This window comes from Streptacidiphilus sp. PAMC 29251 (genome assembly GCF_054208735.2).
In genome coordinates, this window is record NZ_CM135725.2 from 4,835,888 (window position 1) to 4,848,081 (window position 12,194).

The window sequence follows — 12,194 nt, forward strand, 5'->3', positions numbered from 1 at the left end:
CCTCTCCACGTTGTTCTCTTGACACCCGCACGCAACGTGCAGTGACGCCGAGAACGCGTCAGGAGGCCAGCGGATGACAGACGGCATCTATCGCATGGCCGTGGCCAGTGGCCACGGCCACCGGGACACGGTTTCCCTCGCGGGCCAGCAGGTCAGACACTGGCTGAAGGCACAGCACTACGAGGATCCCGGCGCCGAGGACGGTCGGCACCGGGTCGGCCCCCAGGCCGTGCTCGACTGCGCGCTCAAGGAGCGGATCCGCGGTGCCACCGGCGCGAAGGAGTCGGTCGCGCGCTGGCGACTACGGGAGTTCACGCCCCAAGGAATCTGGCAGACCTCACTGACCGTCAGCACTCCCCCGACCGGTGCCACCTGGGTCAGACTCGACGCCGAGCAGCTGCCGGTCCGCGGCACCTCGGCCACCAAGGCCCCGGTCCCCACCCTGGCCAGGGGCCTGCTGGACGTCCTGGCCGCCACCGAGGGCGAGCACCAGGGCGCGGCCAGGATGCACGGCCTGCCCACCGTGATCGAACGCGGTGACGTGGACGAGGTGCTCGACGAGCTCTGCGACCCGGACCGGCGGATGCCCATCGTGGTCGCCAGCACCCCGCCCCGCACCGACTTCGACGACTGGCTGGCCGAGACCGTCGACCCGCTGCTGCGCGGCTGCGCCGGGCTCGCCGTCCTCTACGCGCTGGCCCCCGGCGCCGAGCGCGACTTCAACCGGGCCCTGGAGCACCACCGGGTGTACGGCGGCGCGGTCCGCACCTACCTGCCGGGACTCGACCCGGCCTGGGCCCCGGAGGCCCAGCGGCACCGGGTGATGGGCCGGCACACCCTGGACGCCGACCTGCGCCGCGCCAGCGGCCTGCTGGCCTGGCTGCCGCGCCGGCTCGCGGTGCAGTCCCCGCTGCCGGACGCGCTGGCCGGGCTGCCGCCGCTGCGCGCGGGCGGCCGGACCAGCGGGCCGATCGAGAGCAGCCCGGAGATCGACGGCGTCCAGCCGGGCTCGCTGCTGGTGGACCACCACGAGGAGGAGGTCCACGAGGAGCGCGCCCGCGCCGAGGAACTGCAGGAGGTACGCCGCTGGCTGCGCGCCGCCGAGGAGCGCGAGTCCCAGCTCGCGGCCGAGTACGACGAGCAGTACAGCGAGCTGCGCGAGGCCAGGACCCAGGTCCGCTCGCTGCGCGGACGGCTGGCCGAGGCCGACGGCGACGCCGCGCCCGCCACACTGCCGGAAAGCCTGCGGGTCGATCCGGTCTCCTTCGCCGAGCTGGTGGACCGGCTGGACGAGTTCCCGCTGCTGGCCTTCACCGGGGACCACCGGCTGGCCCGGGAGCTGGACGACCAGACCGACCACCCCACCTGGGTCAGGATGGCCTGGGACGCCCTGCTCGCGCTGCAGGACTACGCCGAGGCGGCGGTGCACGGCGAGTCCGGCGGCGACTTCCGCAGATGGTGCGAGAACACCCCGGCCGACTGCCATGTCTTCCCGCCCCGCAAGGTGATCAGGGACGAGTCCAGGACGGTGCGCACCAACGGCAAGTGGAAGGGCGAGCGCGAGCTGCCGGTCCCGGTCGAGGTGAACCCGGCCGGCAAGGTCTTCATGGGCGCCCACCTGCGGATAGGCGGTGGCGGCACGGCCCCGCGACTGCACTACCACGACGACTGCTCGGGCACCGGGCGGATCTACATCGGCTACATCGGCCTGCACCTGCACAACACCAGAACCAACTGACCCCCTGCCCGCCCGACCCGCCGCTCACCCGCTCACCCGCCGAAGGACTCGCTGTGCAGCCGGCCCCTCGGCACTCCGGCGCGCCGCAGCGCCACGACCGCCGCGGCCGTCATCCCCGGCGGTCCGGCCAGGTAGACCCGGTGCTCGGGCAGGTCGGGAATCGCGGCGCGCAGGGCGCGGCCGGTCAGCGGCAGCCGGTCGGGGCCGGCGTCGTCACTGGCGTAGATCACCCGGGCGCCCCGGGCCGCGGCGATCGCGTCGATCTCCTCGCGCAGCACGAACCGGCCGGCGTCGCGGGCGTAGTAGAGCAGGACGATCCGCCCCGGCAGCGTCTCCAGCAGGGCGCGCAGCGGCGCGATGCCGGTGCCGCCGGCGAGCAGCAGCACCTTCTCGTCGGGCCGCCGCGGACCGGTGAGCGAACCGTAGGGCCCTTGCAGGAGGAGCCGGGTGCCCGGACGCAGCCGGCCCAGGGCCCGGCTGTGCCGACCCGCGTCCTTGACCGTGATCCGCAGCAGCTCGGCGGTGGGCGGGGCCGACAGCGAGTAGGGGTTCGCGCTCCACCACAGTCCGGGGGCGAGGAAGCGCCAGCGGAAGAAGTGGCCGGACCGCGCGCCCAGCTGGTCCAGGTGCCGCCCGCTGATGTACACCGACACCACGTCCGGGCCCTCGCGGCGGACCGCGGCGACCCGGGGGCGGTGCCGGGACCAGCGCCGGATCGGGGCGAGCACCCGGTACCGGGCCACCAGCAGCGCACTGCCCAGGTAGAGCGCCCGCCACAGCAGCAGCATCAGCGGCGAGGCGATCAGGTCGGGACCGGAGAGCTGGTGGCCGATGGCCAGGTAGACGGCCGCATAGCTGGTCATGTGCAGGCCGTGGCTGACGGGGTGGCCCAGCCGGCGGCGCAGCGCCCCGGCGGAGGCCGCCGCCACCAGGCACAGCAGCACGGTGGCCAGCAGCGCCGCGACGAGCCGTCCGTCGGCGGCGAACGGGCCGAGCAGGCGGGCCGGCAGCGAACCCGGGCCGGACACCGCCCACTCGGTCAGCGCCGACCCGGCATGCAGCAGGGTCAGCAGGATGGTCCAGCGCCCGCCAGGGCGTGCCAGCGGACCAGGCGGGCGATGCCCACCCGCTGCTCCAGCAGCGGTACCCGGGCCATCAGCGCGATCAGCAGGATCGCCGCGAGCCCGGCCAGCAGCCCGCTCAGATGCGCGGTCGCCGCGGGAACGGCGGACAGCCTGGTGGGCGGTCCGGTTCCGCGCCACCAGGCCAGGACCACGGCGCCCAGGAGCACACCCAGGGCTGCGCGCAGGGCGGTCGCCACCGGTCAGGGCTTGTGCTGGTCGACGCCGTAGCCGTTGCACTGGCGACCGCCGTTGATGCAGTGCGCCACCAGCTGCTCCAGGCGGGGCTGCTGCCAGCCGTTCATGAAGTCGTAGTGGAACGAGTAGCTGGCCCCGGAGGAGTAGCGCAGTCCTGCCGTGCTGCCGCCGGGCAGCTGGTAGGGGACCTTGATCTCCAGCATCGGCAGCGGCACCGGGAACGCCGCCGGGCAGACGCCCTTGACCGGGTAGGCCATGTGCGAGCGGTGGTCGGCGGTGTCCAGGTGGATGCCGTCCCAGCAGCTCGGCGCCTGGAGGTGCACCACCAGCGAGGAGCCGGCCGGGCAGGAGCTCGGGAAGGTGTCGGAGACCTGGTTGCCGCAGCGCCAGTTGCCCTTGAAGTCCGCCGCCGAGGGGGTGTGCATGTCCCCGACGATCAGCCGGAAGCCCTGCGGGAACGGCATGACGGTGCGGTAGTCCTTGACGCCGGACTTGTAGTAGACGGTCACCGTGGTCGGGTTGACCACCTTGTCGTTCTGGTAGAGCGTCGGGAACCAGTAGCCGGAGGTGTCGCCCTGGTCCTGGCAGGAGGTGCCGCCGCCGGCCCGCAGCGAGGCCGGGGTGGAGTCGGCGTCCGTGCCGCGGTTGCCGATGAAGGTGTGGTTGTGCGAGGCGCCGGGCTGGCCCGGGTAGACGATCGGGTCGTCGGAGAGCTGGCGGGTGGCCGTGCAGTCCGCGTGGATCTCGTGGTACTGGGCCTGCGGCGGCGGGCCGCTGAAGGTCCGGGTCGGGACGACCTTCTGCGGCAGGGTGGCATCGGCCGGAAGCGTCGCCGGAGCGCCGCTGGGCGATGTCCCGGGCATGCCGGGCATGCTCGGCATGCCCGCCGCCGTGGACGGCTGCCCGGTCGCCGCGGCGGTACGGCCGCCCTCGGACGCCTGGGCGGCGTCGCCGAACACGGGAGCGACCACCACCCGGCCGGCCAGCACCAGACCGGCTGCCAGGGCGACCGCGAGCACCACGCGGCCCCGGCGGAGCCGGTGCCGGGCCGGACGCGGCGCCGGCTCGGCGGGGGGTGCGCCGGGCCGGCGCGGGGGCGGGTATTCGGTCATGGGGGTCCCTTCGAAGGATCGGGTCGGCGGCGGGTGCACGCCGGCGCCGGGCGCCCTGGGGCGGGCCGCGCCCTGCCCGGGGAAGGTGGGGGCAGGGCGGGTGCCGGCGCCGACTCGTGCTCGGCAGGAGCGGTTGCCGGCGCCGACTCGTGCACGGTAGGTGCCGCGGCGGGCCGCCCGATGGGTCGAAGGTCCCGGGTCGGCGGACGAACCGGCCCGGTTCACGGGACCTGAGCGGCCCGGGGCCGGGCCTCGGACCGACCGGCCGCGAACCGGTCGGGCCTCAGCCGGACCAGGTGACGATCGCCTCGGTGCGGCTGGCGACGCCGAGCTTCGCGTAGGCGTGGCTGAGGTGGTTCTTGACGGTCTTCTCGCTCAGCCCGAGCCGGGCCGCGATGGAGGCGTTGCCGAGACCCTGCGTCAGCAGGTCGAGGACCTGCCGCTCACGCCGGGTCAGCCCGTACTGCTGCTGGGCCGACCAGCGCCGGGTGGCCTGCTCGCGCTCGCGGTCCTGCCGGCCGGGCCGCTCGCGCAGCAGCGAGGTGGCCACCCCGACCGCGGTGGGCGAGAGCCAGCCCTGCCCCGAGGCCACGGCGGTGACCGCGCGCAGCAGCTCGTCCGGGTCGAACTGGCCGTGCACCAGGTAACCGCGGGCCCCGCCCTGGAGCATGCCGGTGACCACCGGGACGCTCTCGTCGCTGGTGGTGACCAGCACCGCCGCGTACTGGGACAACTGGCTGATCACCGAGAGGCCGTCGGCCAGCGGCATCCGGTAGTCGAGCAGGACCACGGCCGGCCGCAGCCGCCGGGCCAGGTCCAGGGCGTCGAGTCCATTGGCGGCCTCGCCCACCACCCGCACCCGCTCGCTGGCCGCCAGGAAGCCGCCGAGCGCGGCGCGGACGATCGGGTTGTCGTCCACGATCAGCACCTCGACCACCCCCGCCGCCTCGAACCAGCCGGTCATGGGCGCCGGCCCGAGCCACGGCCGCGGCCGCCGGGAACCGGCGACGGCGGTCCGGCCGGCGGCACCCGCAGGGTGACCCGGGTGCCGACCCACCGGCCGGGTTCGACCAGCACCGTGCCGCCGATCGCGGCGGCCCGCTCGGCCATGCCCATGATCCCGAAGTGGCCCGCCGCCTGCAGCTCGCGCGGATCCCTCGGCGCCCCGCAGCCGACGCCGTCGTCCACCACCGTCAACTCGGCGGTACCGGCGGTGTGGGCGAACCGGACCTCGACCCGGGCCGCCCGGGCATGCCGGTGCACGTTCTCCAGGGCCTCCTGGAGTATCCGGGCGCTCTGGTAGCGGACCTCCAGCGCCGGATCCGCGCCCTGGAGCGACACCGTCGCGGGCACCCCGGAAACGGCGGACCAGCTCCGGCAGACCCGCTCCAGGGTCTCCGCGAACGGCCGGTCCGGCTCGTCCTCGCGCAGCCCCTGCACCAGCAGCCTGGCCTCCCGCGAGGCCGCCTCGGCGCCGCGCGAGACGGTGTCCGCCAGTTGCTCGGCCAGGCCCTCGGAACGGCGCATCGAGGCCGGCAGGGCCAGCGCCGCGAAGGAGACCCCGCGCAGGGTCTTGGCCACCGAGTCGTGCAACTCCCGTGCCAGCAGGCTGCGTTCGGAGGCCGCCGCGGAGGCCTGGGCGGCGCCGACCGCCTCCACCACCAGATCCATGGAGCGGACCAGCGCGGATCTGGCCACCGCTCCGCCGATCCCGGCCAGCACCAGCGTCATCGGCAGCGCCATCACAAAGGCGACCACGTCCGGGGCCGGGTCGAAGCGCCGGGCCAGCTCCGCGGCCACCGCGAACCCGACCGCCGCGTGCAGCGCCCACCAGGGCAGCGCCCGCATCCCGGCCAGGGTCCCGGCCAGCGCCGTCGACCCGGCCGCGCAGCAGAAGTACGCCATCCCGCCGTTGCTCAGCAGCAGCACCGCCACGGCCGGCAGCGCGTCCACCGCCACCACCGGGACAGGTCGGCGCAGCACGCCCGGCCACCGGGTGAGCACGCTCAGCTCGGCCACCGTGGCCACGGCCGTGACCAGCAGCACCGCCACCACCCGCCAGCGCTGCTCGACCAGCAGCAGCCCGGCGCCGGCCGCGGTGAGCGCGAACGCCGCACGGCCCAGCAGCACGGCCCGGCACAGCGCGGCGGAGGCCACCACGGGATCGACCCCGGCGACCGCGCGCGCCGCGTCGGGCAGCTGCCGGCTCACGGCGCCAGCACCACGTCGTCGAGGAAGAAGTGGTAGGTCTGCGGGAGCTGGTCCTGGGCCACCACCAGGTCGATCCTGCGGATCGCGCGGAGGCCGAAGCCACCGAGGTCGACCACCACCTCGGACCACTGCTCCGGCCCGGACTGCGCGGTGACCCAGGTCCTGGCGTTGCGGACGGCGGGGTCGGCGGACGCCGAGATCCGCAGCACGGTCCCGTACTGCCGCCCGCCGTACAGGCGCAGCCGGAGCTTGGACCCCGGGGCGAGGGTGACTGGCGCGGCGGCGGTGAAGGTCACCGCGGCGTCCTCGTTCCTGCGGTCCACCCGGATCGACGGCTGCCCGGAGCCGGTGACCTGCTCGCCCGGCGCCACCTTGGCGCCGGTCCCGGTCAGCTGCCAGCCGGTGCCCAGCGCCGACGCGTACAGCAGGCAGGAGGGCCGCCCGGCGTTCTGCGCCAAGGCGCGCCCGGGGGTGGACGGCGCGCAGTTCAGCCGGGCCGGGGCGGTCGTCGGCACCGGCGCGGACGTCGTGGCCGCCGCGGTGGACGGCACGGGCGCGGGGACGGCGGCCGGCGCGGAAGCGGCCGGGACCGGCCGACGGGCAGCGGCCGACTTGTGCCCGGGTGCCAGCAGGGCCGGCAGCACCACCGTCAGCACGGCCGCCACCAGGGCGAGTCCCAGGTAGCCGCCGCGCCGCAGACCGGTCGGGGAGGAGGAGCCGCGCGCGCCGCGGGCGCGGGCCCGGGGCCGGGTCGCTCCCATCGCAACGGCCTCCTTCGACGAGCACCCCCGTGAACACGGCGACAATAGCCCAGATGCCCGCACCCACGGACCGGTCGGAGGCCCCGCTGCCCGGACCCTGCCCGGGCACACCGAAGGCCCCGCTGTCGGGGGGGTGTCAGCGGGACCCTCGGAATCCTTGGAGCCCTCGGTCAGAGGGCGAGACCGTGCCCGGCCAGCCAGGTCGACGGGTCGACCGGCTCGCCGCCCGCCGGACGCACCTCCAGGTGCAGGTGCGGGGCGGTGACATTGCTGCCGGTCGCGCCGACCCGGCCGATCGGCTGACCCGCCGTCACGGCGCCCGCGCCGACGCCGATCGCCGACAGGTGGCAGTACCAGAGCTCGGTGCCGTCGGCCAGGGTCTGCACGACCCGGTAGCCGTACGCCCCGGCCCAGCCGGCCGAGGTGATCCGGCCGGCGCCGACGGCCACCACCGGGGTCCCGGTGGGGGCGGCGAAGTCCTGGCCGGTGTGCAGATGCGCCCAGAACGAGTCGGCCTGGCCGAAGCCCACCCCGGGGGCGGAACCGGCGACCGGGGCCACCAGCGCGCCCACCGACCCACCGCTCGGCGCGGCCTGTACGGCGGTATCGGCAGCGGCGGCGGCCTGCGCGGCGCTCGCGGCGGCAGCGGCGGCCTCCGCGACCTCGGCGGCGGCCTGTGCGGCGGCCGCGGCCCGGGCCTGGTCCTCGGCCGCGATCTGCTGCGCCCTGGCCTGCTTGGCCGCGGCCGACTGCGCGGCCTGCCGGCGTGCGGCGTCCTCGGCGGTGGCGCGATGCTGGACCGACTGGGCCCGGATCCGCTGGGTCAGTGCCAGACCGGGGTCGGTGGCCGGCAGGGCCACGGACTCGCTCCGGTCGTGCTCCTGGGCGACCAGCAGGGTGCCGCCCCGGGCGGGTTCGTTCACCGCCGCCTGTGCGGGCACCCCGGCGAAACCGGTGGCTCCGACGGCCGCCATCGCCGCGAAGCCGAGCACGGCCGTGGACTGTGCGGGTGCCCAAGTGGGCTGGTGCGACGCCACGTTCGGCGTACTCCTTTCCTTCCCTCTCGCCGACCGGGTTAGCTGACGGGTTCGGAGAGGAAGGTCCCCTACAGCCAGGTTTCGGCTGATTCACCCCAGAAGTACGTGGTTCCCCGGTTCCCAACTGCAGGATTAGGCGATCGCATGCGACGCCGTCCGTCGAACGGCTGAACTTCGCTCTGCGTTATAGAAAGGTAATCCTAGTGACGGTTGAAACCAAGGGATTCCGGGGGGGCAGTTGGGGATGGAGCGTCAGTTCCCGGGATACAGCCAGTCCACCAGGATGTTCGCGGCCTGGTCCGGGTTGAGGGTCCTGGCGTCGGCGAAGCGGCCGGCGTCGCCGGGACGGCTCGGCGTCCCGTCCGGGCCGAGCGGCAGCAGCGCCGGGATGCCGCTGCTGCTGAGCGTCACATAGCGGCCGGCCAGGTCCATGTTGTGGTCGTAGTGCCCGACGTCGATCGTCACCAGGTGGTAGTTGCGGGCCAGGATCTGGTGCACCCCGGGGTTCTGCACCAGCGTGGACAGCGCCCGGCAGTCGTCGCACCAGGTCGAGCCGAAGTCCAGCAGCACCGGGCGCCCGTCGGCACGGGACGCGGCGAGGGCGGCGGCCACGTCGGCCGCGGCGTCGCGGGCCGGGTCGTAGCCGTCCGGGACGGCGGCCGGGGTGATCGCGGGCAGCGGCAGGAAGGGCCGGGCCAGGCCGAGCGAGTCGCTGGAGGCCGAGCCGGTCCGGTGCGCCGGGGGGAGCGCCCTGCCGCGGACCTCGACGCAGCCGCTGAGCCCCAGCAGGGCGAGCGCCACGGCCAGCGCCGCCCATCGCCGTCGACCGGTCATCGGGCCTGCCATTCCTCGCCGCCGGGTACGCCGGATATGTCGGGTACGTTCAGACGATCATTCGAGCAGAGGAACGAGCCGGAACCCGGCATACGCGCCGCTCGACCACCCGTACGAGGGACACCGGGCGAGCGAAGGGCGGTGGTCAGCTCAGGGTCAGGTACGCCAGGCTGCCGAGGCCGGCCACGGTGCAGTAGATCGCGAACGGGGTCAGCGTCCTGGTCTCGAAGTACTTGGTCAGGAAGCGCACCGCGACATAGCCGGCCACGAACGCGGCCACCCCGCCGGCCAGCACCTGCCCGCGGATGCCGTCGCCCTCGTGGCCGAGCAGCGAGGGCACCTTCAGCAGGGCCGCCGCGCCGATCACCGGGGTGGCCAGCAGGAAGGCGAAGCGGGCCGAGTCCTCGTGCCGCATGCCCTTGAAGATGCCGGTGCTGATGGTGACGCCCGAACGGCTGATGCCGGGCAGCAGGGCGAGGATCTGGGCCGCGCCGATGACCAGCGCCGAGGCCCAGCCGAGCTTGGTGATCCGGCGGTCGGACAGCACGTCGGGGTGGACGTCCTCGTCGCCGGGGAGCGGGACGGCCGGGTCGTCGCCGGCCCGGCGGCGTCCGGTGCCGCCGCGGCGCAGCCGCTCGGCCACATAGAGGACCACGCCGTTGAGGGTCAGGAAGATCGCCGCCGGGATCGGCTTGCCCAGGGACTCCCGGAACACCTTGTCCAGCGCCAGCCCGGCGATGCCGACCGGGATGGTCGCCACGATCAGCAGCCAGGCCAGCTTCTCGTCCACGGTCTCGATCCGCCGGTGCCGGACCGAGCTGACCAGCCCCGATATCACCCGGATCCAGTCCCGCCAGAAGTAGACCACCAGCGCCAGCGCGGTGGCCAGGTGCAGCCCGATCAGCACGTTCAGGTACGGGGAGTCGGCGGCGGAGACATTGAGGTCCGCCTTCCAGTGCCCGCCGAGCAGGGCCGGCACCAGGATGCTGTGGCCGAGACTGGAGACCGGGAACAGTTCGGTGACGCCCTGGAGCAGGCCGACGCTGATCGCTTCTGGATAGGTGAGGACGGACATCTGCGGCCTTCGGCAGGGGGGCGAATCGCTGGGCAGTCAGAAAGTACTACAGCGATGTAGACCCTCAATCCCCGTGCGACTCCTGTTCACCACCCTGCCGCCCAGCGTTCACCAGCAGCCCGCCCGGGCCGCCGATCCGGCCCTGATCGGGCCCCGCTCAGGCCGCCAACTGGGGCTCCATCGCGTCGCTGCGGCTGGAGCCCGCGACCACCCGCTGCCTCCGCACCGCGTTGTCCTGCACTCCGGTCAGCTGCTTCCGCAGCCGCAGCGCCAGCACCACGATCAGCACCGTGCTGCCGGCCATCACCAGCAGGTACAGCGGCGAGAGTCCGGCCCCGACCAGCAGCACCCCGGCCGCCGGGCCCATCGCCACGGCGACCTGCTTCACCAGCGAGAACGCCGCGTTGTAGCTGCCCAGCAGATGGGCCGGGGCCAGGTCGGCGACGATCGGGCCGAGGGTCGGCGCGAGCAGCGCCTCGCCGACGCCGAACAGCATGTAGACCGAGAGCATCGCGGCGGTCGCGACGGTGGCGTCGGACACCAGCCCGGCGATGGCCGCCGAGGCCCAGGCGCCCAGCCAGACCAGGCCGGTCGCGGCGATCGCGGTGCTGCGGCGGCGGCGCGCGGTGATCCGCACCACGATCATCTGCAGCACCACGATGGCCAGGGTGTTCACCCCGAGCGCCAGGCCGAGCACGGACGGCGAGGTGCCGACCACGTCGGTGGCGTAGGCCGCCACACCGGACTCGAACTGGCCGTAGCAGGTGAAGAAGATCAGCCCGGCGAGCACGCAGATCCGGACCATCGCCTTGTCGGCCAGCAGCGTCCGGAAGTCCGAGCGCGGCCGGCTCCCGGCCTTGGCGGCGGCTGCGCCGGAGAACGCCGGGGCGGCCGGGATCCGGACGCTGCCGGTCACCGCGGCCAGCACCAGGAACATCAGCGCCTCGACCGTGAACAGCAGGGTCAGGCTGGCCGGGCGGTCCACGTCGACGATCTGGCCGCCGATCATCGCGCCGATCCCCATTCCCAGGTTGACCAGGGTGAACTGCAGCGCGAAGGCATGCGCCCTGGTCTCCGCGGTGGAGCAGCGGACGATCATCGTGGCCAGGGCCGGCTGCACCGCGGCCACCCCGCCGCCGAAGAGGAAGGCGGACATCAGGATGTGTCCGGTGCCGGTGGCGTGCCCGAAGGCGAGCGCGCCGAGCGAGGCGGTGACCGCGCCGGCGATCAGCACCGGACGGGGGCCGTAGCGGTCGATCCCGCGCCCGGCCAGCGGCAGCGCGACCAGGGCGGCGAGGGCGAACAGGGTGAAGACCAGCCAGGCGGTCATCGAGCCGAGCCCGCGCACCTGGTTCACGTACACGAACATGTAGGGGACGGTGAAGCCGCTGCCGAACGCGCTGAGCGCGTTGCCGACCTGTACCTGCCGAATCGTGCGAGCCATGCTGCACCGCCCTTCTCTTCCCTGCCAACGTTTCCTCCGAAAGAGTACACTACTAAAGTCTTCGGCAAGAAACCCTGTAGCTCGGAAGCCTTTAGGCGCCCGTGAGACACTGGGGGCATGACCACAGAGCTGCAGATCGACGAACAGGTCGCGGCCTACCAGCGCGAGTTCCCGATGGTCGACCCCCAGGTCGAGACCATCGTCTCCACGCTGTCCCGGCTCGCCCGGCGGATGAGCGTCGCCTACGGGCGGCAGCTCACCGAGCTGGGCATCAGCTCGGCCGACTGGGAGGTGCTCAAGGCGCTGATCGTGGCCGGCAGCCCCTACCGGCTCGGCCCGGGCGAGCTGGCCCGGCGGCTCGGTCTCACCCCGGCCGCGATGACCCACCGGGTCGACCGGATGGCGGCGGCGGAGCTGGTCACCCGCACCAGGGACGAGAGCAACCGGGTCCGGGTGAACATCGAGCTGACCCGGCTCGGGCGGGAGAAGTGGCTGGAGTCGATGCGGATGGCCGCGGTCTTCGAGGAGGAGCTGCTGCGGGACGCCTCCACCGCGGAGAGAGCAGTGCTCTCGGGCCAGCTGGGGCAGATGCTGCGCCGGGTCGAGGAGCACCAGCCGGACGCCCTGGGCCGCTGCGACGACCTCGACCCCCAGCAGGCCTGA

12 protein-coding genes and 1 riboswitch are annotated in these 12,194 nt (G+C 74.1%); of the genes, 2 read left to right on the forward strand and 10 right to left on the reverse strand.

All coding sequences use genetic code 11. From position 1 onward, the window contains the following. The first annotated feature begins 73 nt into the window (after positions 1-73). Positions 74-1,738 (forward strand): hypothetical protein, encoded by a 1,665-nt coding sequence (locus ACXKR8_RS22675; protein WP_458274707.1) that lies wholly within the window; start codon positions 74-76, stop codon positions 1,736-1,738. Positions 1,739-1,770: 32 nt separating this feature from the next. Here ACXKR8_RS22675 and ACXKR8_RS22680 read toward each other — a convergent pair whose 3' ends face one another. The 10 genes from ACXKR8_RS22680 to ACXKR8_RS22725 form a co-directional block, all read right to left on the reverse strand. Next, positions 1,771-2,766: a ferric reductase gene (locus ACXKR8_RS22680; RefSeq protein ID WP_462100648.1), complete on the reverse strand. Its 996-nt coding sequence runs from the start codon at positions 2,764-2,766 to the stop codon at positions 1,771-1,773. A gap of 38 nt (positions 2,767-2,804) precedes the next feature. After that, a complete protein-coding gene (locus ACXKR8_RS22685; protein WP_462100649.1) occupies positions 2,805-3,059 on the reverse strand; it encodes a hypothetical protein in 255 nt (84 codons plus the stop codon). A 3-nt stretch (positions 3,060-3,062) separates the two neighbouring features. Further along, positions 3,063-4,169 (reverse strand): DUF1996 domain-containing protein, encoded by a 1,107-nt coding sequence (locus tag ACXKR8_RS22690; protein WP_458274709.1) that lies wholly within the window; start codon positions 4,167-4,169, stop codon positions 3,063-3,065. Positions 4,170-4,452: 283 nt separating this feature from the next. Then, positions 4,453-5,133: a LuxR C-terminal-related transcriptional regulator gene (locus ACXKR8_RS22695; RefSeq protein WP_458274710.1), complete on the reverse strand. Its 681-nt coding sequence runs from the start codon at positions 5,131-5,133 to the stop codon at positions 4,453-4,455. Continuing rightward, entirely contained in the window at positions 5,130-6,380 is a 1,251-nt protein-coding gene (locus tag ACXKR8_RS22700) for a sensor histidine kinase (RefSeq protein ID WP_458274711.1), read from the reverse strand. Before ACXKR8_RS22700 ends, ACXKR8_RS22695 begins: the two co-directional genes overlap by 4 nt. After that, a complete protein-coding gene (locus ACXKR8_RS22705) occupies positions 6,377-7,141 on the reverse strand; it encodes a hypothetical protein (RefSeq protein WP_458274712.1) in 765 nt (254 codons plus the stop codon). Before ACXKR8_RS22705 ends, ACXKR8_RS22700 begins: the two co-directional genes overlap by 4 nt. A gap of 170 nt (positions 7,142-7,311) precedes the next feature. Then, entirely contained in the window at positions 7,312-8,178 is an 867-nt protein-coding gene (locus tag ACXKR8_RS22710; RefSeq protein ID WP_458274713.1) for a M23 family metallopeptidase, read from the reverse strand. Between the two features lie 12 nt (positions 8,179-8,190). Next, positions 8,191-8,327: riboswitch (cyclic di-AMP (ydaO/yuaA leader) on the reverse strand. A 103-nt stretch (positions 8,328-8,430) separates the two neighbouring features. Continuing rightward, positions 8,431-9,012: a thioredoxin family protein gene (locus ACXKR8_RS22715; RefSeq protein WP_458274714.1), complete on the reverse strand. Its 582-nt coding sequence runs from the start codon at positions 9,010-9,012 to the stop codon at positions 8,431-8,433. A 145-nt stretch (positions 9,013-9,157) separates the two neighbouring features. Continuing rightward, complete coding sequence (locus ACXKR8_RS22720) at positions 9,158-10,087, reverse strand: undecaprenyl-diphosphate phosphatase (RefSeq protein WP_458274715.1); 930 nt, start codon at positions 10,085-10,087, stop codon at positions 9,158-9,160. 157 nt (positions 10,088-10,244) lie between these two features. Beyond that, entirely contained in the window at positions 10,245-11,531 is a 1,287-nt protein-coding gene (locus tag ACXKR8_RS22725; protein ID WP_458274716.1) for an MFS transporter, read from the reverse strand. A gap of 117 nt (positions 11,532-11,648) precedes the next feature. Between ACXKR8_RS22725 and ACXKR8_RS22730 the strand changes: the two genes are divergently transcribed. Then, positions 11,649-12,194 carry a MarR family winged helix-turn-helix transcriptional regulator gene (locus tag ACXKR8_RS22730; RefSeq protein ID WP_458274717.1) on the forward strand — a complete coding sequence of 182 codons (546 nt, stop codon included), beginning with the start codon at positions 11,649-11,651 and terminating at the stop codon, positions 12,192-12,194.

Coding starts and splice junctions, on each gene's coding strand:
- ACXKR8_RS22730 (WP_458274717.1), top strand. CDS start 11,649: ATGACCACAGAGCTGCAGATCGACGAACAGGTCGCGGCCTACCAGCGC.
- ACXKR8_RS22690 (WP_458274709.1), bottom strand. CDS start 4,169: ATGACCGAATACCCGCCCCCGCGCCGGCCCGGCGCACCCCCCGCCGAG.
- ACXKR8_RS22715 (WP_458274714.1), bottom strand. CDS start 9,012: ATGACCGGTCGACGGCGATGGGCGGCGCTGGCCGTGGCGCTCGCCCTG.
- ACXKR8_RS22695 (WP_458274710.1), bottom strand. CDS start 5,133: ATGACCGGCTGGTTCGAGGCGGCGGGGGTGGTCGAGGTGCTGATCGTG.
- ACXKR8_RS22675 (WP_458274707.1), top strand. CDS start 74: ATGACAGACGGCATCTATCGCATGGCCGTGGCCAGTGGCCACGGCCAC.
- ACXKR8_RS22720 (WP_458274715.1), bottom strand. CDS start 10,087: ATGTCCGTCCTCACCTATCCAGAAGCGATCAGCGTCGGCCTGCTCCAG.
- ACXKR8_RS22725 (WP_458274716.1), bottom strand. CDS start 11,531: ATGGCTCGCACGATTCGGCAGGTACAGGTCGGCAACGCGCTCAGCGCG.
- ACXKR8_RS22705 (WP_458274712.1), bottom strand. CDS start 7,141: ATGGGAGCGACCCGGCCCCGGGCCCGCGCCCGCGGCGCGCGCGGCTCC.